This window comes from Caminibacter pacificus (assembly GCF_003752135.1).
GTDB classification, from domain to species: domain Bacteria; phylum Campylobacterota; class Campylobacteria; order Campylobacterales; family Nautiliaceae; genus Caminibacter; species Caminibacter pacificus.
The window spans coordinates 48866-72945 of record NZ_RJVK01000005.1; the positions used below are offsets into that span (position 1 = coordinate 48866).

At 37.2% G+C, this 24080-nt stretch carries 32 protein-coding genes and 1 CRISPR repeat array; of the genes, 17 read left to right on the forward strand and 15 right to left on the reverse strand.

The genetic code is table 11. The annotated features are described in order from the left end of the window. Nucleotides 1-22: 22 nt before the first annotated feature. From gspG to EDC58_RS08805, 6 genes are read left to right on the forward strand one after another with little or no spacing between them, the layout of a single operon-like run. Nucleotides 23-442 (forward strand): type II secretion system major pseudopilin GspG, encoded by a 420-nt coding sequence (gene gspG / locus EDC58_RS08780; protein ID WP_123353145.1) that lies wholly within the window; start codon nt 23-25, stop codon nt 440-442. Then, nucleotides 430-858 carry a type II secretion system protein gene (locus tag EDC58_RS08785; RefSeq protein ID WP_123353146.1) on the forward strand — a complete coding sequence of 143 codons (429 nt, stop codon included), beginning with the start codon at nt 430-432 and terminating at the stop codon, nt 856-858. Before gspG ends, EDC58_RS08785 begins: the two co-directional genes overlap by 13 nt. Beyond that, nucleotides 855-1220, forward strand: a complete 366-nt coding sequence (locus EDC58_RS08790; protein WP_123353147.1) for a type IV pilus modification PilV family protein — start codon at nt 855-857, stop codon at nt 1218-1220. Before EDC58_RS08785 ends, EDC58_RS08790 begins: the two co-directional genes overlap by 4 nt. Then, entirely contained in the window at nt 1217-1669 is a 453-nt protein-coding gene (locus EDC58_RS08795) for a PulJ/GspJ family protein (protein ID WP_123353148.1), read from the forward strand. The genes EDC58_RS08790 and EDC58_RS08795 overlap by 4 nt, the downstream gene beginning before the upstream one ends. Then, entirely contained in the window at nt 1669-3015 is a 1347-nt protein-coding gene (locus EDC58_RS08800) for an FAD-dependent thymidylate synthase (RefSeq protein WP_123353149.1), read from the forward strand. Before EDC58_RS08795 ends, EDC58_RS08800 begins: the two co-directional genes overlap by 1 nt. Beyond that, on the forward strand, nt 3015-3908 hold the full coding sequence (locus tag EDC58_RS08805; protein WP_123353150.1) for an RsmB/NOP family class I SAM-dependent RNA methyltransferase: 894 nt from the start codon (nt 3015-3017) through the stop codon (nt 3906-3908). Before EDC58_RS08800 ends, EDC58_RS08805 begins: the two co-directional genes overlap by 1 nt. On the opposite strand, the gene EDC58_RS08810 is transcribed toward EDC58_RS08805, so the two are convergent. Genes EDC58_RS08810 through EDC58_RS08820 form a run of 3 tightly spaced genes read right to left on the reverse strand, consistent with a single transcriptional unit; the run spans nt 3905 to nt 5235 of the window. Continuing rightward, complete coding sequence (locus EDC58_RS08810) at nt 3905-4138, reverse strand: hypothetical protein (protein ID WP_123353151.1); 234 nt, start codon at nt 4136-4138, stop codon at nt 3905-3907. The two genes, EDC58_RS08805 and EDC58_RS08810, sit on opposite strands and share 4 nt — an antisense overlap. Before the next feature lie 35 nt (nt 4139-4173). Next, a complete protein-coding gene (gene coaE / locus EDC58_RS08815) occupies nt 4174-4740 on the reverse strand; it encodes a dephospho-CoA kinase (RefSeq protein ID WP_123353152.1) in 567 nt (188 codons plus the stop codon). Beyond that, entirely contained in the window at nt 4741-5235 is a 495-nt protein-coding gene (locus EDC58_RS08820; protein WP_123353153.1) for a class I SAM-dependent methyltransferase, read from the reverse strand. It lies immediately after the preceding gene. A gap of 96 nt (nt 5236-5331) precedes the next feature. On the opposite strand from EDC58_RS08820, the gene EDC58_RS08825 reads away from it, so the two are divergent. Genes EDC58_RS08825 through EDC58_RS08860 form a run of 8 tightly spaced genes read left to right on the forward strand, consistent with a single transcriptional unit; the run spans nt 5332 to nt 11551 of the window. Continuing rightward, nucleotides 5332-5550 (forward strand): hypothetical protein, encoded by a 219-nt coding sequence (locus EDC58_RS08825; protein WP_123353154.1) that lies wholly within the window; start codon nt 5332-5334, stop codon nt 5548-5550. Nucleotides 5551-5602: 52 nt separating this feature from the next. Next, a complete protein-coding gene (locus EDC58_RS08830) occupies nt 5603-6676 on the forward strand; it encodes an epoxyqueuosine reductase QueH (RefSeq protein WP_123353155.1) in 1074 nt (357 codons plus the stop codon). A 16-nt stretch (nt 6677-6692) separates the two neighbouring features. Then, nucleotides 6693-7133 (forward strand): 3-hydroxyacyl-ACP dehydratase FabZ, encoded by a 441-nt coding sequence (gene fabZ / locus EDC58_RS08835; protein WP_123353156.1) that lies wholly within the window; start codon nt 6693-6695, stop codon nt 7131-7133. A 33-nt stretch (nt 7134-7166) separates the two neighbouring features. After that, a complete protein-coding gene (gene lpxA / locus EDC58_RS08840; RefSeq protein WP_123353157.1) occupies nt 7167-7928 on the forward strand; it encodes an acyl-ACP--UDP-N-acetylglucosamine O-acyltransferase in 762 nt (253 codons plus the stop codon). Next, entirely contained in the window at nt 7912-9129 is a 1218-nt protein-coding gene (clpX, locus tag EDC58_RS08845; protein WP_123353158.1) for an ATP-dependent Clp protease ATP-binding subunit ClpX, read from the forward strand. The genes lpxA and clpX overlap by 17 nt, the downstream gene beginning before the upstream one ends. Beyond that, nucleotides 9119-10144: a rod shape-determining protein gene (locus EDC58_RS08850; protein ID WP_123353159.1), complete on the forward strand. Its 1026-nt coding sequence runs from the start codon at nt 9119-9121 to the stop codon at nt 10142-10144. The genes clpX and EDC58_RS08850 overlap by 11 nt, the downstream gene beginning before the upstream one ends. Next, complete coding sequence (locus tag EDC58_RS08855; protein WP_123353160.1) at nt 10137-10937, forward strand: rod shape-determining protein MreC; 801 nt, start codon at nt 10137-10139, stop codon at nt 10935-10937. Before EDC58_RS08850 ends, EDC58_RS08855 begins: the two co-directional genes overlap by 8 nt. A gap of 44 nt (nt 10938-10981) precedes the next feature. Beyond that, complete coding sequence (locus EDC58_RS08860; protein ID WP_123353161.1) at nt 10982-11551, forward strand: hypothetical protein; 570 nt, start codon at nt 10982-10984, stop codon at nt 11549-11551. Between the two features lie 71 nt (nt 11552-11622). On the opposite strand, the gene EDC58_RS08865 is transcribed toward EDC58_RS08860, so the two are convergent. Further along, nucleotides 11623-13008: a DegQ family serine endoprotease gene (locus EDC58_RS08865; RefSeq protein ID WP_123353162.1), complete on the reverse strand. Its 1386-nt coding sequence runs from the start codon at nt 13006-13008 to the stop codon at nt 11623-11625. A gap of 123 nt (nt 13009-13131) precedes the next feature. On the opposite strand from EDC58_RS08865, the gene EDC58_RS08870 reads away from it, so the two are divergent. Then, nucleotides 13132-13527, forward strand: a complete 396-nt coding sequence (locus tag EDC58_RS08870) for a hypothetical protein (protein ID WP_123353163.1) — start codon at nt 13132-13134, stop codon at nt 13525-13527. Here EDC58_RS08870 and ribE read toward each other — a convergent pair whose 3' ends face one another. The 11 genes from ribE to dcd are packed head-to-tail and all read right to left on the reverse strand — an operon-like array spanning nt 13528 to nt 20879. Beyond that, nucleotides 13528-14133, reverse strand: coding sequence for a riboflavin synthase (gene ribE / locus EDC58_RS08875; RefSeq protein ID WP_123353164.1), 606 nt, complete (start codon nt 14131-14133; stop codon nt 13528-13530). Beyond that, nucleotides 14133-15062 carry a tRNA dihydrouridine synthase gene (locus EDC58_RS08880; protein WP_123353165.1) on the reverse strand — a complete coding sequence of 310 codons (930 nt, stop codon included), beginning with the start codon at nt 15060-15062 and terminating at the stop codon, nt 14133-14135. Before EDC58_RS08880 ends, ribE begins: the two co-directional genes overlap by 1 nt. Then, entirely contained in the window at nt 15034-15951 is a 918-nt protein-coding gene (locus tag EDC58_RS08885; protein ID WP_123353166.1) for a hypothetical protein, read from the reverse strand. Before EDC58_RS08885 ends, EDC58_RS08880 begins: the two co-directional genes overlap by 29 nt. Then, nucleotides 15948-16298: an RNA polymerase-binding protein DksA gene (gene dksA, locus EDC58_RS08890; RefSeq protein ID WP_123353167.1), complete on the reverse strand. Its 351-nt coding sequence runs from the start codon at nt 16296-16298 to the stop codon at nt 15948-15950. The genes EDC58_RS08885 and dksA overlap by 4 nt, the downstream gene beginning before the upstream one ends. 12 nt (nt 16299-16310) lie before the next feature. Continuing rightward, on the reverse strand, nt 16311-16742 hold the full coding sequence (locus EDC58_RS08895) for a 23S rRNA (pseudouridine(1915)-N(3))-methyltransferase RlmH (protein WP_123353168.1): 432 nt from the start codon (nt 16740-16742) through the stop codon (nt 16311-16313). Beyond that, the gene (locus EDC58_RS08900) at nt 16676-17374 is read right to left on the reverse strand and encodes a thiamine phosphate synthase (protein WP_123353169.1); all 699 of its coding nucleotides are present in this window, start codon (nt 17372-17374) and stop codon (nt 16676-16678) included. The genes EDC58_RS08895 and EDC58_RS08900 overlap by 67 nt, the downstream gene beginning before the upstream one ends. Then, nucleotides 17374-18219, reverse strand: coding sequence for an acetyl-CoA carboxylase, carboxyltransferase subunit beta (accD, locus tag EDC58_RS08905; protein ID WP_123353170.1), 846 nt, complete (start codon nt 18217-18219; stop codon nt 17374-17376). The genes EDC58_RS08900 and accD overlap by 1 nt, the downstream gene beginning before the upstream one ends. Nucleotides 18220-18221: 2 nt before the next feature. Next, on the reverse strand, nt 18222-18923 hold the full coding sequence (locus EDC58_RS08910; RefSeq protein WP_123353171.1) for an FIG domain-containing protein: 702 nt from the start codon (nt 18921-18923) through the stop codon (nt 18222-18224). After that, nucleotides 18920-19639, reverse strand: a complete 720-nt coding sequence (locus EDC58_RS08915) for a thioredoxin domain-containing protein (protein ID WP_123353172.1) — start codon at nt 19637-19639, stop codon at nt 18920-18922. The genes EDC58_RS08910 and EDC58_RS08915 overlap by 4 nt, the downstream gene beginning before the upstream one ends. Further along, nucleotides 19636-20322, reverse strand: a complete 687-nt coding sequence (pyrF, locus tag EDC58_RS08920) for an orotidine-5'-phosphate decarboxylase (RefSeq protein WP_123353173.1) — start codon at nt 20320-20322, stop codon at nt 19636-19638. Before pyrF ends, EDC58_RS08915 begins: the two co-directional genes overlap by 4 nt. Next, the gene (gene dcd / locus EDC58_RS08925; protein WP_123353174.1) at nt 20319-20879 is read right to left on the reverse strand and encodes a dCTP deaminase; all 561 of its coding nucleotides are present in this window, start codon (nt 20877-20879) and stop codon (nt 20319-20321) included. Before dcd ends, pyrF begins: the two co-directional genes overlap by 4 nt. 121 nt (nt 20880-21000) lie before the next feature. On the opposite strand from dcd, the gene accB reads away from it, so the two are divergent. Both accB and EDC58_RS08935 read left to right on the forward strand, forming a co-directional pair. Further along, nucleotides 21001-21465 carry an acetyl-CoA carboxylase biotin carboxyl carrier protein gene (gene accB, locus EDC58_RS08930; RefSeq protein WP_123353175.1) on the forward strand — a complete coding sequence of 155 codons (465 nt, stop codon included), beginning with the start codon at nt 21001-21003 and terminating at the stop codon, nt 21463-21465. Continuing rightward, a complete protein-coding gene (locus EDC58_RS08935; RefSeq protein WP_123353176.1) occupies nt 21465-22799 on the forward strand; it encodes an acetyl-CoA carboxylase biotin carboxylase subunit in 1335 nt (444 codons plus the stop codon). The genes accB and EDC58_RS08935 overlap by 1 nt, the downstream gene beginning before the upstream one ends. Before the next feature lie 157 nt (nt 22800-22956). After that, nucleotides 22957-24041: a CRISPR direct-repeat array (repeat unit 30 nt; unit sequence ATAACACCGACACACCTGGAGTATTGAAAT). Nucleotides 24042-24080: the final 39 nt, after the last annotated feature.

Genomic DNA, 24080 nt, shown 5'->3' on the forward strand with positions numbered 1-24080 from the left:
AAATTATACAAAAAGGTCAAAGATGAAAAAGGCTTTCAGTTTAATTGAGCTTATGATTGTTATAATTATTTTAGGATTAATTGCCGGACTTGTGATACCTAATATCATCGGACAAGGCGAGCAGGCAAAAGAGAAATTGGTATGCGTTCAGATGAAAAATCTAAAAAACGCGCTTGATAGTTTTAAAATTCAAGAAGGTACCTATCCTACGACTCAAGAAGGCCTAAAAGCTCTCATTCAAAATCCGAATCCCCAAAAATATAAAAACTATCCCGAAGGAGGATTTTTAAATTCAAACAAACTACCGCGCGACCCGTGGGGACATCCGTATATTTACGTAAATAACGGAGGAAAAATAGATATCATATCTCTTGGTGCCGACGGAAAAGAGGGCGGCAGCGGCGAGAATAAAGATATAAGACTCTCAGAGTGTCAGCAATAAAAAGAGCTTTTACTTTAATCGAGCTTATTTTAGTAATCTTTTTAATCTCTCTTGTCTCTTTTTTGGTGATAAAACTTCCGAGTTACTCGAAAACTTATACTTTCAAAGACATAAGGGCTCTTTTATACCCAGGCGGAGAGCTTTATATTGATAAAAATTCGGTTTATATAATAAAAAACGGCAAAAAAAAGAAAATAAACTTCAGATACTCCGAATTTCAAACTTACGATAACAATTTCAATCCTTTGAAATTTAAAAATCATCTTTTCGTTTATAAAATGAAAAACGGAGTAGGAGATTCTTTGATAGTAAAAGAGAAAAAAGTCTATTTTTTCAAACCTCTTTGGGTTAGGGAATTTTCTTCTTTAAAAGACGCTAAAGATTATATGAATTCTCTAAACGAGGCGTTAAAATGAGAGCTTTTACACTTATTGAGGTGCTTATATCCGTGATGATTTTGTTTTTTGCGGCGGCTGTTTTTTTGAATTTGAGTTCCGATTCTTTTAGTTTGTATGAAAAATTTAAAAAAAGAAACGATTTTTTGCTCGATTCGTCTCTTGTTTTTTGCGAAAAAAGAGGCGGAAGACTTGATGAGGTGGTGAGAGATTTTAATATTACGGACGATTTTACGCTTGATATTTTAAAAAGAAAAAAGATAAATTTCGAAAAAAGAATCGACTTAAAAACCCAAATCGAAAATAAAAACATCCAAATAAACAGACTCGTATCTTTTGATAAGGAAAACAGAGCCGAAGTGTTCGGAGTGGAGGTAAAATGAGAAAATCCTTTACGTTACTTGAAGTTTTGATATCCACTCTTCTTTTGGCTTTTGTGTTTGTGGCTATGAGCAATATCTTAACTTCTCTAAAAAGAACCGAGTCTATTTTGCAAAGCAAAAAAGAAGACAAAAGCGACTATCTTATAAAAACTCTCTATTACGACATAATAAACGCCGATGAAATAAACGTCTCAAAAACCGCAAACCCCAAAATCGATACCATAACGCTTAGAACTTTTAATTCGTTATATAAAATCCCGAAACCCTACGTAAAATGGGTGGTATATAAAGGTGCTTTGATAAGAGCTGAGAGTGTTGATAATTTCAAAGAAAATGTCGGTACTATAGATAAATTCGCAAAAAATGTTAAAATATTCAAAATTTATAAAAAAGACGGGAAATTTTTGATTTTTGTCAATAATAAATTTTTCGAATTTAAAGGGCGCTGATGAATATAAAAATACTTGATTTAAACTACAAACCAACGGATATTGCGGTAGGAAGTGCGAGGAGCTGTTATTTCGGAAAACATATCGTAACTCCGGAAGATGCTGCAAAGTGGGATAAGAAAAATGAGCTTTTAGATTCTATATTCAAAGCCGGACATCACACGACTCTTATGCATTATCATTTTACTATTTTGATTGAAGGGATGAGTAGGCTTTTGATTTGGAGAATGCTTCACTCTCATCCGTTTTACAATTCCGAGCAGGTAAGCCAAAGATATGCGAAAATGAAAATAGAAAACTTCACATATCCTAAAAATGCCGACAAAGAAAAGTGGAAAAAATACTATGAAAAGATGTTTTTTTATTATGAAGAGCTTATTGAAAAACTGACTCCCGAAATAGAAAAAGTACTTCCTAAATTCAAGAAAAAAGAGGCTAAAAAAAGAGCTCAGGAATTTGCGAGATACCTGCTGCCCCAAGGTATGAACGCACACCTTTATCATACGATAAACGTAATTACGGCACTTAGATACATAACAGCCGCAAAAGTTATGCCTGAAGCCAACGAAGAAGCAAAAGAGTTTGCAAAAAAACTTGAAATCGAGATGTTAAGAATAGATGAAAACTTAGCGCCTTTGATTGATTTTGCAAAAAACGAAAAAGTAGTTTTTCCGAAAATCGATATTGAAAAAATCAAAAAAGCCAAAAATATTGGCGATGAGAGAGTAAAAGTTTTTGATATCGTAGATTACGATTTCGAGCTAAACGAAAATTTTGCCGGAGTTATGAGGCTTAGCAGTATGCTTTTGGACGAATCGATTCTTGGCGGTTTTAATTCTTATATCAAGCTCTCACTAAGTGCCGACGCTCAAAATCAGCGCCACAGACGCTCTCCCGCCGTACGTCCCAAACTCGAAGATATCTACAAAAGAGACTATTATATTCCGCCTATCATTCAAGGCGAGAGTCTTGAAATTTATAAAAGGGCAGTGGAAGAGTCGTATGAGTTTTTCGAAAAAGAAAGAGACGTTTTGGGATTCGGTGAAGCCGCTTACGCGTTACTCAACGCTCACAATATCGAGATTGTAGAACATGACGATTTTAACGAGTTTGCGCATAAAGCTCAAATGAGGCTATGTTATAACGCTCAAGAGGAGATTTTCGATATCGTATACGAGCAGGTAAAACAGCTAAAAAAAGCCGGTGTAAAAGCTGCGGATAAATTCCTGCCGCCGTGCAGCATAAGATACGCTCAGGGAATCAGACCTGTATGTCCGGAGGGAGAGAGATTTTGCGGGGTTAAGGTGTGGAAACTCGGATTTGACGAATACGAAAGGGTTATTTGATGGAGAAGGTGTTTTTTGAGAGAATCGAAAAGATAAATCCAAAAATAATCGACGGATTAAAAGAAAAAAAAGAGTTTTCATTTCGTATAAACAGACACAAAGCGGATTTGGAGGCGATTGATGAGCTAAGAGAAGAGGGGTATAATCCTAAAAAGGTTGAGTGGAGCGATTACGTATATACGCTGCCTATCGAGGATAGAAAAAAGGTGACAAAATCAAAACCTTACACTTCAAATAAAATCTATATCCAAAACCTCTCTTCGATAATAGCCGCAAACTCTCTTGATATCGACGAAAATGACTGGGTATTGGACTTGGCAGCGGCACCGGGTGGGAAAAGTTTGATTTTTAGCGAAAAAGCAAGTAAAGTCAGCGCCGTAGAGCCCGATAAAAAGAGATTTTTCAGAATGAAAAGAAACTTTAAAGAACACGGCGCAAAAAATATCCAAACATACAACAAAGACGGAAGATTCGTCTATAAAGCGACGGGTCCTATTTTTGATAAGGTGTTTTTGGACGCGCCTTGTAGCAGCGAAGCTCATATAGATTTGGACGAAGGGATTACATGGTGGAACTTAAAAAGAGTAAGAAGATTTTCAAAACTCCAAAAAGAGCTTATTATTTCGGCGTTTGAGTGTTTAAAACCCGGAGGCGAGATGATATACGCCACTTGTACGTTTTCTCCCGAAGAAAACGAAGAAGTTATCGACTTTTTATTAAACAGATACGATAACGCCGAGGTTGTTAAAGTAGATTTGCCAATAGACAATATTCAAGAGGGAATGACAAAATGGGAAGATAAAGAGTATAATCCCGAAGTCAAAAAATGTATAAGAATCCTCCCAAAAGACGCTTACAGCGGATTTTTCTTTACGAAAATAAAGAAAAATTAATTTCCGAATTTCTCTTTTGCTTCTTGTAAAGCGGCAATTACGTCGTCTATGTTTTCATAAGGAATATGTGCTTTCCAATCCGGTTTGCTTTCGTCTCCGTCAAGTGAAATTCCGATACTAACTACCGGCTTGCTACCTTCGCCGTAAGGCTCTTCGATGTGAGAGATTGAGATGATACCTTCTTTTGTATTTGCAAGCGGTATTGATTTTACAGGGATTGTTTTTTTCATTTTCCCCTCCTTTTTTGGTTAATTATAACAAAAACTTATATTTTTTTAATAAACTCTTCGATTTCTTTTTGAAGATGTTTCAAATCTTTTGAATTATCAATAACGAAATCGGCTTTTTGTTTTTTTATTTCTATATCCGTTTGATTGTTTAAAACGGCTATTGCGTCTTCTTCGCTGACATTGTCTCTTTGGACTACTCTTTTGATTTGAAGCTCTTTTGGAGCATATACGACTAAAACTTTGTCAAATTCGGGATAGTTTTGTTTTTCGAAAAAAAGAGGCAAATCCACAAAATAGGCGACTCCGTCTTTTTCGTATTTTTTTGCCATCTCAAGCACTCTGTCTCTCACTTCCGGTAAGATAAGATTTTCTAATGTTTTTAGTTTTTCTTTGTCGTTAAAGACTATTTTTCTTAGCTCTTTTCTATCCGTTGTGCCGAAAATCTCTTTTATCGTCTCTTTTTTTTCTTCGAAAACTTTACGGCTTATTTCGTCCGCGTCTATTATTTTGTAGCCGTACATTTTTAAAAAAGAGGCCACGGTGCTTTTGCCCGTGCCTATGCCGCCCGTGAGGACTATTGCGTTTGAAAATTTAGTATTCATTTATAGTTTTATTACGTCTTTGATTTGTTCGAAAATATATTTCGGAAGAGTGAAAGCAGCGATATGAACGTCCGTTGTGTAATATTTCGTATTTTCCACGAAATCGCTTCTGTGTCTTATGATATCCGCTGTCGGGTGGAATTTTTTGCTTGCGAAAACAAGAGGTTTTGCGTTTAGGTTTTCGTCAAGGTAATAAAAAGGAAGCACTATCCAATAAAGTTTGCTAAGAGACGCGAACAAATCCCTATCCGTCAAACTTTTAGGAGTTGTGATATAGATACCTTTGTCGTTTAGTTTTTCATATCCTTTGATTAAATCCCCGGGTGTTTCTTCTATTATCAAATCATATCCGTTTGAGTCGTCTTGCGTGTGGATATCAAAAGTAGTAATCGTTATTTTTTTAAATTCGTCTTTTAGATTTTGTGGTACTAATATTTTGGTACCCTCGCTCGTACATCCGCCGACAAGCGCCGTCATTTCGTTTTTGATACTCATGGGTTTCCTTTTTTTTGGCTTAATATATCAAAAAAATTGTAATTTGCAAAAAAATTTGATATATTTCGGACAAATTTTATCTTAAAAGGAGCAAATATGTATAAAGTGGATATAGAAAAAAGATGCGGATGCGTAAAAAGAGCGGAGATGGAATTTCCGAAAACTTTCCAAACAAAAGAAGAAGCGGAGCTTGAAGCTCTAAAACTTGCAAACTATATGAACGGAAAATTTTGTAAAAAACACAGATTCGTAGTAAACGAAGAGGGTGATACGTTTTTGATTTACGTAGAAATAAGCTGTCCGGAGGTTAGCTAATCTCCTCTTTTTCTGCTATTATTCTTCAAACTTACACTCTTAAAGGCCGAAAATGATTGCTCATCTTTGTTGTAGTGTCGATGCCGGGTATTTTTTGAAAAGATTAAAAGAAGAGTATCCTAATGAAGAGATTGTAGGCTATTTTTACGACCCCAATATTCACCCTTACAGCGAATTTAAACTAAGAAGTCTCGATACCAAAAGAATTTGCGAAAAATTGGGAATTGAGTATGTTGAGGGAGAGTATGATTATTTGACCTGGTATCAAAAGACCAAAGGCTTGGAAAACGAGCCCGAAAAGGGTAGCAGGTGTAGTGTCTGTTTTGATTTGTCTTTGGAAGAAGCTGCGAGATTCGCAAAAGAAAAGGGTGATAATAAAGTGACTACTTCACTTCTTATGTCTCCTATGAAATCTCACGAACAGCTCGAAGCTATAGGCAAAGTGGTAAAAAGAAAATACGGAGTTGATTTTATAAACGTTGATTTTCGCAAAAAAGGCGGTACTCAAGCCCAGCAGCAATACGCCAGAGAAAATCAGATGTATAGGCAGGATTATTGCGGGTGTATTTACGGAATATGGCAGCAAAAATCACATCAGGAGATTATCGACGAGCTTATTTCGCCTTGGCCTTTTCAAATACTTCCGAGCAGTATAGAAGAAAAACTCGAAATTTACGAAAAGAGAATCGAACTTGAAGATAAAGGGAAAAAATATAAGATTATAAAAGAGAATTTTTTAAATTATAGACTTTTGAGTGCTAAAGTTGAGGTTAAAAAAAAGGTCATTGCAAATTATGTGCTTTTTTATTCGTATCTTGATAGACCCCAAAGAGTCCGAATAGAGTTTGAAAAAAACGGCATAGGATATGCCAACAGAGCTCAGGTAATTTTTGTAAAAGTTTCCAAAATTAACGAAATTTTAAATAAAAGATACGATAATGTTTCAGAAATTTATAAAAAACCTATAACTATTCAAGAAGAACTTGAAGTTAGAAAAAATATAACCGAAACGGAATTTAATCTCAGTCCGATAATAGTTTTGGACGAATTTGAGGAAGTGAGATACGATATCGATATAAATTCCAAAATCTACTCTGACAATAAAGAAATTTTGATAGAATTTTAATAAAAAAAGGGTTCATATGGTTTTCGATATCAATCAGATTCAAGAAATGCTTCCTCATAGATATCCGTTTTTATTAGTGGATAGAATTACTGATGTAAAAAATGGCGAATACGTTGAAGGGTATTTGAATATTTCGATTACTAATAGCGTATTTCAAGGACATTTTCCCGGACATCCGATATATCCGGGAGTATTGATAATCGAAGGGATGGCTCAAACTGGAGCGATTTTGCCTTTTACGGTAATGGATAAAGACGAATTAAGCGAAAAAGTCGTATATTTTATGAGTATCGACAAAGCGAAATTCAGAAAGCCGGTACTTCCGGGAGATAAACTCGTATATAAAGTATCGACTATCAAACACAGAGGTAAAATCTGGCATTTAAAAGGTGAAGCGTATGTTGACGGCGAGCTTGTAAGCGAAGCCGAGCTAAAAGCTATGATTATGGATAAATAGGGAGAGCAGGGGGAAATTAACAAAGGTATAAACATGAAAGCGATTATTAAAGGAAAAATAGGTAAAAACTGCAAAATAGGCGAAGGTGCAATAATCGACGAAAACGTTGTAATAGGAGACAATAATATTATCGAGCCGTATGCGGTTATTACGGGTTATACTACGATAGGAGACAATAACCATATCTATTCCCATGCGGTGCTTGGAAGCGAACCTCAGGATTTGAAATATCACGGGGAAAAAACCGAACTGATTATCGGAAACAACAATAAAATCAGAGAATTCACTCTTATAAATCCGGGTACCGAAGGTGGCGGCGGAGTTACTAAAATAGGAGATAACAATCTTTTAATGGGATACGTTCACGTAGCTCACGACGTAATTATCGGAAACAATTGTATTTTGGCAAACGCTGCGACACTTGCGGGGCACGTGGTGCTTGAAGATTATGTCGTAATAGGCGGAATGACACCTATTCATCAGTTCGTAAAAATAGGAGAACACGCAATGATAGGAGGAGCCAGCGCGGTAGCTCAGGATATTCCTCCTTATACTATCGCCGAAGGAAACAGAGCAAAACTCAGAGGTCTTAATTTTACGGGGCTTAGGAGAAGATTTCAAGATAGAAGCGATATAGACGAAATAAAAAGAGCTTATAAAGCGCTTTTTGAGAGCGGAAAGCCTATTAAAGAGGTGGCCGAGGAGCTTATGAAAAGCGAAAATCAGTATGTCAGACATTTGGCAGAGTTCGTATTAAATTCGAAAAGGGGAATACCATATGATAGAAAAGTGTAGTTTTTGCGGCAGTGTGGAAACCGAAGACAATCCGCTTTTAGCCGCGCCGGATAATAAAGCGTTTATTTGTAAAAATTGTGTGCTTCATGCGTACGATATTATTATGGGCGCCGTTAAAAAACAAAAAAAACATACCGGAGAGATTAAACTATTGACTCCAAAAGAGATAAAAGCTCATCTTGACGAATACGTAATAGGACAAGAAAGAGCGAAAAAAATTATTTCGGTTGCCGTTTATAACCATTATAAAAGAATTCTTTTCGGGGACACTCAAGACGTTGAGATTCAAAAATCGAATATCTTAATGATAGGACCGACAGGTAGCGGTAAAACGCTTATAGCAAGAACGCTTGCTAAAATGCTTGACGTACCTCTTGCGATAGCGGACGCTACATCTCTAACAGAAGCCGGATATGTAGGAGAAGACGTCGAAAACGTACTTTTGAAGCTTATCCAAGCGGCTGACGGAGATATTAAAAGAGCCGAAACGGGTATCGTATTTATCGATGAAATAGATAAAATCGCAAGAAAAAGTGAAAATCCTTCCATTACAAGAGACGTAAGCGGTGAGGGAGTGCAACAAGCTCTTTTGAAAATTATCGAGGGTTCTATCGTAAACGTACCGCCTCAAGGCGGAAGAAAACATCCTCACCAAGAGTTTATTCAAATAGATACGACCAATATTCTTTTTATCTGCGGCGGTGCTTTTGAGGGACTTGAAGAGATTATCCAAAGAAGACTTGAGGGTGCGACCGTCGGATTTTTGGGTAAAACGAAAGAAAAACTCTCAAAAGACGATATTTTCTCACTCGTAGAACCTGAAGACCTTGTAAAATACGGACTTATCCCTGAGCTTGTGGGAAGACTTCCGGTTATTGCCACTTTAAAAGAGCTTGATAGAGACGATTTGATAAGAGTTTTAACGGAACCGAAAGATGCGTTAATCAAACAATACCAAGCTCTTTTTGCGCTTGACGGAGTTGAGCTTGAGTTTGAAAGAGACGCTCTTGAAGCTATTGCCGATAAAGCTATCAAAAGAGGAACGGGTGCAAGAGGACTTAGAGCGATTTTGGAAGAAGCGATGGTTGATATTATGTTTAATCTGCCTGAATATAAAGGCTACAAAGTTGTAATTACAAGAGATGTTATCGAAAATAAAGCTGAGCCTATTTTGATTAAAAAGGAAGAGAATGCTAAATAAAATACTCGGTATGTTTAGTAACGACTTGGCTATCGACCTTGGGACCGCAAATACGCTTGTTAGCGTAAAAGGAAAAGGAATCGTAATAAACGAGCCAAGCGTGGTGGCTATTAAAGAAGGAAAACATAGAAAAAAAGTGTTGGCGGTTGGTAAAGAAGCAAAAGATATGATCGGAAAAACACCAAAAGACATCGTAGCGATTCGTCCGATGAAAAACGGGGTTATCGCCGATTTTAGCGTAACCGAAGAGATGATAAGATATTTCATTCAAAAAGTGCATAATAGAAAAACTTTAATCAGACCGAGAATCGTAATTTGCGTGCCGTACGGACTCACTCAAGTAGAGAGAAAAGCCGTAAAAGAATCGGCTATGAGTGCGGGGGCAAGAGAAGTTTATCTTATAGAAGAGCCTATGGCAGCGGCGATAGGAGCCGGACTTCTGGTAAAAGACCCTCAAGGTAGTATGGTTATCGATATCGGTGGAGGTACGACCGAAATCGGGGTTATTTCTCTTGGCGGGCTTGTCGTGAGTAAATCGATAAGAGTAGCTGGGGATAAATTCGATAGAAGTATAGTGGATTACGTAAATAAAAAATACAATCTCGTAATCGGTGAGAGAACTGCCGAAGAGATAAAAATAGAAATCGGAAGTGCCGTTAAGCTTGATAAAGAATTGAAAATGCTTGTAAAAGGTAAAAACAGAATCTCAGGACTTCTTGAGACTATCACCGTAACGAGCGAGGATGTTAGAGAAGCGTTAAAAGAGCCTGTAAAAGAGATAGGCGAGGCTGTAAAACAAGTACTTGAAGAGACACCTGCTGATTTGGCGGGAGATATCGTTGAAAACGGAATCGTTTTAACGGGTGGAGGAGCTCTTTTAAGAGGGCTTGATAAATACTTAAGCGACCTTGTGTCACTGCCTGTGTATATTGCCGAAGAGCCTCTTTTGGCGGTAGCCAAAGGGACCGGAAAAGCGCTCGACCAAATAGAGCTTTTAGCAAGTATAGATGAATAAACGCTACATCTTTCTTTTTTCCGTTCTTCTTATTTTGTTTTTTCAAATTCCGTTTGTAAAGAAAAACGTCATTATTGCATTTAACGTGATAAAAGAGACTTTTTTAAACCTCAAAAAAAACATAAACGACGAACTAAACGCAATTTCAAACAACAAAAAACTAATTAAAGAACTTGAAGAAAAAAACAAAAAACTCTCATTTGAACTTAGCAGACTAAATGCGATATTTTATACTTGCAAAGATTTAAAAAAATTCAAATTCATCCGAAAACCGGGGCTTGAATTTACTCAAGCGGTTTCATACGTAAAACTTCCCGATTTCACTTCCGTATATGTTACGTTTGATAAGCCCGTACCTCATCCGATAGGGCTTGTTTATAATAATTTCGCTGCCGGAATGATAGTAAAAAGAGTCGGTAATTACGGAGTGGCTCTTTTAAATTCAAACCCTAAAACTTCATATGCCGTTTATATCGGAAAAAACGAAATTCCGGGTATTTTTTACGGAAAAGAAAACATAATCAAATATATCCCGAAATTCAAACCTATAAAAGTCGGAGATTTGGTAATAACAAGCGGACTTGACAATATCTTTTATAAAGGTGCATTGGTTGGGAAAATTACGGAAATAAAAGAGAAAAAACTATACCAAGAAGCAAAAATAAAACTCTTTTACGATACGCTAAATCCTACATACTTTTATGCCGTGACAAATAAAGCTTTGATAGCTCCTGATACTAACGCAACTGATACCGATACTACTGAAGAAAATTTAACAAAACCCACTAAATAATTTGCTATAATAAAGTAGGTTAAAAAACTTTTAAGGAGAGGAAAATGGATATGCAAAGTATGGAAAATACACTTAAAAAAATGGGAATGGTGCTTGAAAAACTCGTTCAAAAAGTGGACGAGCTTGACAAAAGAGTCGCTAAAATAGAAGAAAAATTGGGAGAAGGCGAAAAAAAGTTCTCAAGCCAAGATTTGAAAGCGGCTCAACCTCAACAAAACCAGCCTCAGAATTCGACTTCAGGGAGTTTTGGAAGCGGCTTTGGAAGTAGCTTTTTAGGCTCTATGGCGGGAGCGATGGCCGGAATGGGGCTTTATAATCTGCTTTTTAACCATTCGGTATCACCTGCGCAGTTCGGACACGATATCGGTTTGGATGAGCAAGAAATTAATAACGTTTTGGATAACGAACTTAGCGAAATAGACTCTAAGCTTGACGAAATAGATTCCAAACTTGATGAGCTTGATACGAAAGTGGACGAGCTTTCGGATGAAGTTGCGAGTGACGATATAATGAATAGCGACTATTTTGAAAGCTACGAAGAAGATTTGGCAGATAACGATTTTGATAGCGGATTTGACGATTTCGGTGATTTCGGAGGAGATTTCGACGTTTAATCTTCTCCTTTTTTTCTTTTTAAAAATAGGTGTCTGAGAGATATTTTTGCAAAATAAAAAAGAGGAGAGAATTAAAGTTGAACGATAAAGAGTTGATTTTTTCTCTCCACTTCGATTAGAGCATCGCCTCTATCAAGCCCTTTTAGTAGATTTTTGAGCTCGTCTATTGATGTGACTTTTACCCATTTTCCTGTTTTGATTGTTTTTACTCTTACGATTTTGTCACCTTTTTGTAGTCCCATCATAGCTGCGTAGCTGTTAGGGTCCACTTTTTCGATGACAACGCTATTTTTTTCTTCTTTTAGAGTTAATCCTTTGAGTAATTTAACGTTTTGGATTGTCTCTTGTTTTGTTTTTAGAGCTTTTAGAGTCGCTTCGATTGTGATGAATTTTCCGTTTCTATATACTCTTAGTTTTACTTTCGCTCCAGCACCTTTAAATGCGATTTTGTTTCTAAGTTCTCCGGCGTTTGTTACTTTTTCGCCGTCAACCGCTACGATGATGTCTCCCGGTTTGAGTCCGGCTTTTGCCGCCGCGCTGTTAGGTTCTACTTTATTTATGAGTACTCCGTATCCGATTCCGTATAGTTTTGCTTTGCTTGAATCGATATTGCTTATTAATACTCCCAAATATCCTCTAACCACTTTTCCTTTTGTAATCAAAGATACCGCTACGAATTTAACCATATTACTCGGAATAGCAAATCCGATACCGTTGTTTCCGCCGCTTCTGCTGATAATTGCGGAATTGATACCGATAAGTCTTCCTTTTAAATCCACAAGTGCGCCGCCGCTATTTCCGGGATTGATTGCAGCGTCCGTTTGGATGTAATTTTCGTATGCGTTTAGACCGATTGAGTTTCTATTTAGCGCACTAACTATTCCGTGCGTTACGCTTTCGCTAAGTCCGAAAGGATTTCCTATCGCAAGTACCATATCTCCGACTTTTACCTTGCTTGAATCCGCAAAAGTGATAGGATGTAGGTTTTTTGCGTCGATTTTGATTACCGCAAGGTCTGTTTTAGGGTCGCTACCGATGAGTTTGGCTTTGTATTTTTTTCCGTCGTGTGTTTTGACGATGATTTTGGTAGCACCGCTGATTACGTGATAGTTTGTTACGATATATCCGTTTTTAGAGATAATAACACCGCTTCCGAGGGCAAACTCTTTTCTTTTTTGCGGTTGATTAGGAATATTTCCGAAAGGTCCGAAAAATCTTCTTAAAAACGGGTCTTCGAAAAATCTTCTGAATTGTTCCGGAATTCTTGTCTCAACCACTTTTTCGGTCGAGATATTTACTACGCTTGGAATTACTTTTTGCACTATAGGCGCAAAAGACATTACAAGCCCGTTTTGATTCGGCGCCACTCTTTTAATAGGCGTTTTATCTACGTTTAGGTGAATATTCGCCGCAAACAAAAACGCACTAAGTGCTGTTGCCAATGCTAATTTTTTCATTTCCACTCCTTAAAAGTTTAGTTTAGACATATAAGTATAAATCACATAAGTTAAAAAAAGGTTAAAACATTAAATTTCTTAAAGTTTGCTTAATTGTGTATAATTCCAAAAAAAAGAGGCACAATGGATTTGAGTAAATTTAGCGTTGAAGAGCTTCACGAGCTTATAGAAAAAGCAAAAGCCGAACTTCTAAAAAGAAGAGAAGGCAAATGGATACACTTTAAAACCGATGATTGTTTTACTCCCAAATTCGGTCCTGCTTATGTAGCGAAGCTTTTTTTGGTAGGAGATGAAATAGAGAGGGAATTTTACGCATCAAACGGCAAAGAGTGGTGCAAAAAAGGCAAATCCTACAAAGAAGATTGGGATATAGAGATTTTCGAAAACGACGTAATAGAAGCGAGGCTAACAACCGGTAAAAAAGTGGATAAAAGAGAGTGGTATTACGTAAAAAACGGAGAATTGATACCTCTTTTCGATTTGGATGAAGCCAAACAATTTTTGAAAAACCTTAAATAATCACCACCAAGCTAAAATTTTTTCGTTTATATCTTCGGGGGATTTTTTTAGCATATGATAGATGTATCTTGCAAACATATCCGTTTCGATATTTACTTTTTGGTGGATTTTGTAGTATTTAAAAAGCGTATTTTCAAACGTATGAGGGATAATAGTCAGACGAAATCTGTCGCTAAATACCTCGTTTATCGTAAGACTCACCCCGTCAATTGCAATACTGCCTTTTGGAGCGATATATTTCATAATTTTGGGGTCCGTTTTTATAATTACGTCGTATGAATTTTGTGTTTTTTTGATTTCAAGTATCTCTCCGATAGCATCGACGTGTCCTTGAATCAAATGTCCGTCAATCCTATCCCCGAATCTCAAAGCAGGTTCGATATGTACGTATTTTCCGGCTTGATAATTCTCAAGAGGTACTATTTTTTGAGTCTCGGGAGATAACTCCACCTCAAACCCGTCGGGATATATTTTCGTAGCCGTCAAACAAACCCCGTTTATTGCTATGCTATCCCCGATTTGAGGTTTATATTTTGCAATAACTCTCAGTTTATTGTTGCTAAAACTTTTAATTTTCGCCGTTTCTCTTATCAGTCCGTTAAACACTAAAAATACTCCTCAATAAGTTCTCTGGCTGTTTTGGCGTCTTTTACTTCGTTTATTTTGCTTCTGAATTCTGAGGCTTTTGCAATTCCTTTTGAGTAGGCGTGAGCGTGTTTTCTAAACAAAATCACTCCGTATTCGCCGTACCAATATATCATCTGGTCGAAATGTTCCAAAATCACCTCTTTTTTCTGCTGTGGAGTGATATCTCCTTGTTGTTTCATTTCAAGAAAAATCCAAGGTTTTCCGATAGCTCCTCTACCGATAGCAACTCCTACGGCTCCGGTATATTCAAGAACGAATTTCGCTTTTTCGTAGTCGGTAATGTCTCCGTTTGCGATTACGGGAATATTTACGGCTTCTACTACTTTTTTTATCTCTTCGTAGTTTGCTTGACCTTTATACATCTGTTTGACCGTTCTTCCGTGTACGGTTAGAAACTCTATTCCCAAATCTTCAAGCATTTTAGCTCTATCTACGGCGACTATCTCGTCAAATCCGAGTCTCATTTTGGCGCTTACGGGTTTTTTTGAGGTTTTTACGATAGCACTTACTATCTCTTTTAGTTTTTCTTTGTTTTCGTCTTTAAGAAGCACTCCTCCAAATCCGCTTCTTCTGGCTTTATTTACGGGACAGCCCAAATTTATATCTATTCCGTCGACTTCTTCCATTTCGTTTATGATTTCTACGGCTTTTATAGCGTTTTCGACGTTATTTGCGGCTACTTGAATGAAATAAGGGGTTTCAAGAGGAGATTTTTGCATCATTTTTTTCGTTTTTTCGTTGTTGTAAGCGATTGCGTTGACGTTTATCATTTCGCTAAACGTCATATCGCAGCCGAATTTTTTTACAACACTTCTAAAAGGTAGGTCGGTATATCCCGCAAGGGGAGCTAAGAAATATTTAGCAGATTTGTGAGTCGATGTACTCATCGATATCGTCTTTTTGAGGTAGGTTGAGGTAATATTCGAAAAATTTCAGGTTGTTTTCTTCTACTATTTGTCTTGCAAGATCAAAATGCGAATATTTTATAGCCATATAAGCGTATCCCCATTTTAGAGGTTTGATAGTCTCAAGCTCGCTATCGGGGTCTTTTTTCCCGTATAGTTCTTTTGCTATTTCTATTTCTTCTTTTGGAGAGAGTTTCGCTTTTTCAAGTAATTTTTCAAAACCTTCTTCGTTAATATGAGATTTTACGATATCAAAAGTAATATCGTAAGGATATTTCAAAATCTCATATACCGGAGCTTTTTGGGCGTAGATGTAAAAGGCTTCTTTTTTAAGCTCTTCGTTTTTGAATTTTTTAAGCACTTCTCTTGCGTAGTTAGGTTCTTTTTTAAGTCTGTTTTTTACGTTTAGAATAAACCACGGGTTTTCTGGTTTTAGTTTGTATTTGCTGATTTCTATCGTTTCGCCGTTTTTTAGTTTTTCTATATCTTCCAAAAACTCGAAACCTTCTATTTTTTTAGGCAGAATTTCAAGCCCGTTTATGTTGTTTTTTACGAATTGATTGATGTTTTTAAGGACTTTTACCTCTTTGGTTTGGTCGATAAAAAGGATTTTGTTTTTGATGTTGTTAATTAGGGTTTGAGTATCTTTTTTTATATTTTTTTGAAAAAGGGAGCCTTTTAGGTTGATAAATCCCAAGAAAATAATAGAAAAAAGAAAAAACACTCCCAAAAATACCGCAATCCACACGGCGTTCGGGAGCGAGATATTAACTCCTAATAACGAAAACGTAGTAAACGTATTGTTTTCGATATAAACGAAAAGCGTAATAAGCGCAATAAAAATAATTCCGAAAATAAAGTACTTTTTCATTTGCCTTCTTTCTCAATAATTTCTCTACATATTATACAATATTTTGCGTACGGCTTGATTTTTAGCCTCTCTTCTTGGATAGGCTCGTCGCACATTTCGCAAATACCGTATGTTCCTTCTTCGATTCTTTTTAATGCTTCTTCGATTTCGGCAAGTTCTTTTTTTTGGTTGAGATAAATTTGGTAGTCTCTACCGCTATCCATACTTGCAGCGGCGAAGTCTCCGTCGTCTTTAATGTCGCATTTGCTGATGTCGTTTATTTCGTTTGAGATATTATATAAAATTTTTTCAAGCTCCGCTTTTCTCATAAGCAAAATTTCTTTAAAATGGTTGATATTGATACTCATTCTCTCTCCTTTTTATTTATGGTAAGGATGATTGTGTTTTATGCTAAGCCCCCTGTAAATTTGTTCGAATAGCACTAATTTGGCAATTTTATGGCTCATGGTAAGGGGACTGAGCGAAATATTCACACCCTTTGATTTAAAATCTTCATCAAATCCGTAAGCCCCCGCAATAAAAAAATTAACCAAAGAGTGCTCAAAAAACTTTGAAAATTCATAGCTGTCTATAAGTTTACCTTCGGGAGTTAGGATAATATTAAAGCCGTTTTGGGTATATTTTTCAAAGATTTTTGAATACTCTTGTTGAGGATTGTTCGTTTTTGCGAGGTTTTTTGAGTAAAGCGTGATATTTTTGACGTTGGCGAATTGTTTTGATTTTTTTATAAACTCTTCAATTTCCTTTTTGAAATCTTCCTTTTTTTCGATCGAGAAGACGTTAATCTGCATATATCACTTCCTACAACTTTAAATTTTGACGGAATTTTATCATAAATTTTAACGCCTCCGATAACTGCAACCGGATGATAAGAATATTTTATGAGCTCTATAACTTTTTGCCCCAAAATATTGGAAGTGTCTTTTGTGGAGGTTGGTCTGTAGGCTCCTAAACCTATATAGCTTAGTGGAAGCTTGTTCGCTTCTAATATTTCTTCTTTGTTGTGGGTGGAGAGACCGACAATAAATTTATAATTGACAACGGATAATGGAAAATTTTTTTCATTCTTTATTATCCATGTTCCATGTTCTATTTTCCATTCTAATAGCTCGCCCGTTCTTAATTTTTCTATTATTTCGTATTTGCTGAGATTATATTTTTGAGAGAGATTTTCGAGGTCTTCTTGTCCGATGTGTATGCCGTCGCAATATGGTAAAAGCTCGATTATGTCGTTGATAATAAGAGTCTTTTTCCAATATTTTCTTATTTCTAAAAGTCGTTGCTTTTTTTCTTCAAGAGAGGAGTTTTTGTCTCTGTATTGGATGATTTTTGCTTTTAAGCCTTTTGCGGTTTTACAAAAGTCTTTTATACTTATATCGTATTTTTTGAGAGTATCGAAATCAAGAAGGGCATAAAGAGCCATTAAGATGCGCTCTTTAATGAAAATCTTAGTAAATCGGAGATTGTTTTTTTAAGTTCGTCTCTTTTTACGACCATATCGATAAGGCCGTGTTCGAGTAGGAATTCGGCTCTTTGGAAGCCTTCAGGCAAATCTTCACCGATTGTTTGTTTTATGACTCTCGGTCCCGCAAAACCTATCATAGCTCCCGGTTCTGCGATGATATAGTCTCCCAAAAAGGCGAAAGAAGCACTAACACCGCCGAAAGTAGGGTCTGTTAGTACTGAAATATAAGGAAGTTTGTTTTCCGCTAAACTTGCAAGTGCCGCAGAAGTTTTTGCCATTTGCATAAGACTAAAAGTACTCTCTTGCATTCTCGCACCGCCGCTTGTAGATACTATTACGAGTCCTTGTCTTTTTTCTATAGCTCTCATAACGGCTCTTGCGATTTTTTCGCCTTCTACGCTTCCTAAGCTTCCGCCCATAAACGCAAAATCAAATACGACGAGTTGGGTTGGGATTTCGTTTATTTTACATTCACCCGAGATAACCGAGCTTTTTCTACCGGTTTTTTTGTAGTTTTCTTCGATTCTTTTTTTGTAGCTTTTTTTGTCTACGAAGTTTAGAGGGTCGTTTGGTTCTAAGTTTTTGTCATACTCTACAAACGTTCCTTCGTCTGCGAGCATTTCGATTCTCTCTTGTGCACTCATCCTAAAATGATACCCGCACTTCGGACAAGTATTGTGTTGTTTTTGAACTTCTTTATAAAAACTAATAGCCCCGCACGCAGGACATTTTACCCATGTAGTCTGCTCTTGTTTGCTCGGCTGAGGTTTTTTAAATTTTTTCAAGAAATCTCCAAATCCCATTTTTATTCCTTTATTATACTTAAAACTTCTTCCAAATATTCTTTTTTAGGACTCATTACGATTAAGTCCTCTTCAAAGTGCCAATGGCAATCGCTATTATAAAATTTTGCCGCTGCGATGTCGAATTCTCTGATTTCGCCTTTATAAATTACGGCTTTGCTCGCTTCTCCGTATGATAAAGAGAGGCTAAGAGCTCCCGGAGCTCTGAATTTTAGGCTGTGTTTTGCGAGTTTGGCTACCATATCAGGGTTTTGATACGCTTTTTCGAATAGAATTACGTCATGTCTAAAATTTGCGTGAAACGGTTTTCTAAATAGGTTGTCAAATCTTTTACCTTTGTCATCTTTTACGAAATAATCCCCGTTGCTTAAGTTAACAACTACGCTTGCCGTATCTTCAAAATAAACACTACATCCGAAATAAGGAATATTGTTTGATACGTTATAGCTCCCGTCTATCGGGTCGATTACGATTTTTTTATCTTTTCCGTTATCGATAAATCCCGCTTCTTCGCTTAGAATATTTCCGAATTCGCTAAGTTTTTTAATAAAAATCTTTTCGGCGATAAGGTCGATGTTTAGGCTTCTGTCTCCTCCGAATCCTATCCCTTTTTCTTCAAAAAGATTGAGCTCTTCGTGAAGAGCTCTTATTACTTTTAGCGCACAGCAAAGAGTCGCATCTACGAAATTACTCGCAAGACTCATTTTTTATCTCCTAAAGTAGGCCAAGGAATAGGATTGAAATTTTTATCAAATACGCTCGGAGTTCCTCTTGCATCAAGCTCTTCCGCTGCTATTTGAGCGTTTTTAAGCTCTTCTTCGAATTTTTTGATTTGCTCTTTTGTTGGTTTGAATTTTTTCCAAGCGTCGCTGCCAGAGAGTACTTCTTTCATTCTTTTAGCTCTTTGGGCGTCCGTTTTACCTGCCAAGATATAATAACTCATAGGTCTTGCGTATTTATGAAACGGAAGAGGTAGTAATATTACGTGAACTTTGTAGTTTTTTTCCAAAATATCTTTTTTCATAGCTTCCATTTTTCTACAAAACGGACACTCAGGGTCTGTTACGAGATAAATCTCTTTTTTACCTTTACCGAAAGTAAACATAACGCCTTTATTGATGATGTTTGCGTTTTTTGCAATTTGGATAGGTTTTTTTGTTTTGTTGTCGATTGCGTTTCCTATAAACGTATATTTTTTATCGGCAGTCAGATAGATATAAATTACACCTCTTGGAGTCGTAAGTCTATATACGTAAAGTCCGTCGATTTTTTGAGCTTTTATCGGAAGTCCTTCTTTTTTAGCTTTTATAATCTGATTATAAAGCGGGCTTGCTTTTAGCGCTTCCATAGCTTCTTTTTGAGTGTTTTGGCTTGCAAAAAGCATAACCGCCGCACTTATTCCTATTAAAATTTTTTTCATTTAATCTCCTTTAATATCTTCTCAACTTTTTCTTTGGGATTTTGCGATTTATATATCGGTCTTCCCACTACTATAAAATCAACTGAATTTTCTTTTGCGGCTTTTATATCCGCCACTCTTTTTTGGTCTCCCGCATCTTCGCCAAAAGGTCTGATTCCGGGAGTTAGGGTTATAAAATCGTTTGAAGTCGCTTTTTTGATATCAAGACTCTCCCAAACACTGCAAACCACGCCGTCAAGTCCGGCTTTGTGCGCGTCGATTGCGAACTCTTCGGCTTTTTCGTTTATATCTTTGCCGTATATTCGCTTAAACTCTTCGTTATCGAAACTCGTAAGCGCCGTAACCGCAAGCACAAGAGGTCTTTTTTGGAATTTCGAAAGCCTTTGCATTACCGTTTGCATCGCTTTTATTCCCGCACTTGCGTGTACGTTAAACATATCAATATCAAGTTTTGCGATTTCTTCCGCGGCATCCGCCATAGTATTGGGAATATCGTATAGTTTCAAATCCAAAAAGATATTATAACCTAAATTTTTCAACTCTTCTAAAAATCGGTTATTATCTCTTATGTAGCTTCTAAATCCCACTTTCAGCCATAAATCGTTTGCGTACTCTTTTAGTTCGTTTGCGAGTTTTAGGTTTTCTTCTTTTGTCGGATTGTCAAGGGCGATACATAGTTTCATTTATCCACCTTAGGAAGCGTAATACCTTGCTGTCCGTGGTATTTTCCGCCTTTGTCCGCGTAGCTTATATCGCACATATCGTCATCCGCGCCTAAGAAAATAAGCTGAGCTATTCCTTCGTTTGCGTAGATTTTCGCCGGAAGTGGCGTAGTGTTTGAGATTTCTATAGTTATATGTCCTTCCCATTCGGGCTCGATTGGCGTTACGTTTACGATGATACCGCATCTTGCGTAAGTGCTTTTTCCTACGCATATCGCCAAAACGTCTCTTGGCATCCTGAAATATTCCACGCTTCTGCAAAGTGCGAAGGAATTCGGAGGAATAATACAATCGCCTTTGATTTTTACGACGTTTCTTTCATCGAAGTTTTTAGGGTCTACGACTGTGGAGTTGATATTCGTAAATACCATAAATTCGTCGCTGACTCTTATATCGTATCCGTAAGAGCTCACTCCGTAGCTTATGATTCCTTTTCTTACCTGCTTCTCTTCAAACGGCTCTATCATGCCGAAATTTTTAGCCATAGTCCTAATCCACTTATCAGACTTGACACCCATTCATATCCTTTAAAACCGGCTTACAATTGCTATATCAGCCATTTTTATATCATTTAAATTATTTAAAATTGTATCAAAATTATGTTATTATTTTATTAAACTCAGTAAAAAGGGGACTTATATGGATTTAAGAGAACTAAAAAAACTGCTTGAGGCATTTGATAAATCAAAAACGAATATTCTCGAGCTTGAAACCGAAGAATTCAGAATCTATCTTGATAAAACAGCTCCGAGTGCCGCTGCTACGGTAGCGCCGCAAGCAAGCGCACCGCAACAAATCACGTCGGTAGAAAACGCTCCTGTCGTACAAAAAGTAGAAGCGAAACCTGAGTGTGAAGTTGAGGGTGATTTGATAACATCTCCTATGGTAGGTACTTTTTATCAAGCGCCGAGCCCTGATTCTCCTCCGTACGTAAAAGTGGGAGACAAAGTAAAAAAAGGTCAAACTTTATGTATTATCGAAGCTATGAAAATTATGAACGAGCTTGAAGCGGAGTTTGACTGCGAGATTTTGGAAGTGTTGGTGGAAGACGGTCAGCCGGTGGAATTCGACACTCCATTATTTAGGGTAAAAAGGCTAAGCTAATGAAAAGAATCTTAATAGCAAACAGAGGCGAAATCGCACTAAGAGCGATAAGAGCCATCCACAAACTAAACAAAGAAGCCGTTTGCGTATATTCTACGGCCGATAAAGAAGCGATTTATCTTGAATTTGCTGACGGGGCGGTTTGTGTCGGTCCCGCACCGAGCAACCAAAGCTACCTAAACATCCCGGCAATCATTACGGCTGCCGAAATGACCGAATGTGACGCTATTTTTCCGGGATACGGGTTTTTGAGCGAAAATCAGACGTTTGTAGAGGTGTGTAAAGCTCACAATATCGCTTTTATAGGTCCTTCTTTGGAAGTAATGGAGCTTATGGCGGATAAATCTAAAGCTAAAGAAGTTATGAAAAAAGCCGGTGTTCCCGTAATTCCCGGAAGTGAAGGCGCTATAAAAGACGTAGAAGAAGCGAAAAAAGTAGCACGTGAAATCGGATATCCCGTAATCCTCAAAGCCGCAAGCGGAGGCGGGGGTAGAGGTATGAGAGTCGTCGAAGACGAAAGCTACCTTGAAAATGCGTTTTTAGCCGCAAGTAGCGAAGCCGAGAGTGCATTTGGCGACCCGACTATCTATATGGAAAAATATATCGAAAAACCTCGCCACGTAGAAGTGCAAATCTTGGGAGATAAACACGGAAACGTAATTCATTTGGGTGAGAGAGACTGCTCGCTTCAAAGAAGACACCAAAAGCTTATAGAAGAATCTCCGGCTACTATCCTTGATGAAGAAACAAGAAAAAAACTCCACGAAACAGCCGTAAAAGCGGCAAAAGCTATCGGGTATTATAGTGCCGGGACTATCGAATTTTTGGTAGATAAAGACTTGAACTTTTACTTTATGGAGATGAATACGAGACTTCAAGTGGAACATCCCGTAAGCGAAATGGTAACGGGTCTTGATTTGGTAGAGTGGATGATAAGAGTGGAAGAAGGCGAAAAAATCCCGAGCCAAGACGAAATCGAAATCAAAGGTCACGCAATAGAGTGCAGAATCTTAGCCGAAGACCCGGAAAAATTCATCCCAAGCCCCGGAAAAATCCAAAAACTATATATCCCTGGAGGAAAAGACGTAAGAGTCGATACTCATATTTACGCAGGATATATTATTCCTCAATATTACGACAGCTTGATAGCCAAAGTAATCACATGGGGAAGAGACAGAAACGAAGCTATCGAGATTATGAAAGAAGCTCTTAGAGAATTCAAAGTCAGCGGAATAAAAACGACTATTCCTTTCCACCTAAAAATGCTTGAAAACGAAGACTTCCTAAACAACAACTACGATACGAAATACTTGGAAACAAAAGGGATGGCATAATCCCTTTTTTCCAACCTCAATTATTGACAACTCTCTAAATTCTTCGATATAATCGGGTAATAAAAAGATGTTTGAGAATTTTTTGTTTTTTTGAAAAAAGATTGGAAAAACCCTAAAAAACGGGACGAAAGTATAAAACTTCCCCGAAAAATAATGCATAACACCGACACACCTGGAGTATTGAAATTATACAAATTATACAGCTAAATGCATAACAGTATATATAACACCGACACACCTGGAGTATTGAAATAAAGCAATCATCCACGCCGTAGCTTCTTTTACTTTATAACACCGACACACCTGGAGTATTGAAATAGGAATTCGGTGTTAGTTTTAGAACTATACAAAGAAATAACACCGACACACCTGGAGTATTGAAATCTTAATTCTTTTATTACTTTTTTCATTTTACTCTCCATAACACCGACACACCTGGAGTATTGAAATGCTAAAAAATTCGTAGACGGAATCGACTTTTCTAAAAATAACACCGACACACCTGGAGTATTGAAATTCGAGCCAATCAGGAGAAAAAATGCCGTCGCCTTCTATAACACCGACACACCTGGAGTATTGAAATAGCGTTGAAGTAATTGTTTTGAATATCGATAGCCCGATAACACCGACACACCTGGAGTATTGAAATTTTCCTTAACTTCCGAGCTTAATACTTTACCGACAATATAACACCGACACACCTGGAGTATTGAAATACGCTATTTTTGACGCAAAAAATGAGTATGAAAATGAATAACACCGACACACCTGGAGTATTGAAATCTGCTTTAATTAAGTTTTGAGCTTTTTTTAGCTTTTATAACACCGACACACCTGGAGTATTGAAATATAGCGATGATGAGAGAGTGGAGAAGAGAGAGGGTATAACACCGACACACCTGGAGTATTGAAATATAGCGATGATGAGAGAGTGGAGAAGAGAGAGGGTATAACACCGACACACCTGGAGTATTGAAATGCCCTGTTTCACGAAACGGTTATTTTCAAGCCCTTATAACACCGACACACCTGGAGTATTGAAATAAAGCGATATAATCTTAAATCTCTTATTCTTATACTCATAACACCGACACACCTGGAGTATTGAAATTCTGTTACGGGGTCGTTTTCGATGTTCGGAGTTGTTATAACACCGACACACCTGGAGTATTGAAACAAATCTATATCTCTGCTAAGAATAGGCGTTTTATAATAACACCGACACACCTGGAGTATTAAAATATTTTAAATCGCTTTTAAAGCTCACGCACATATGCATTA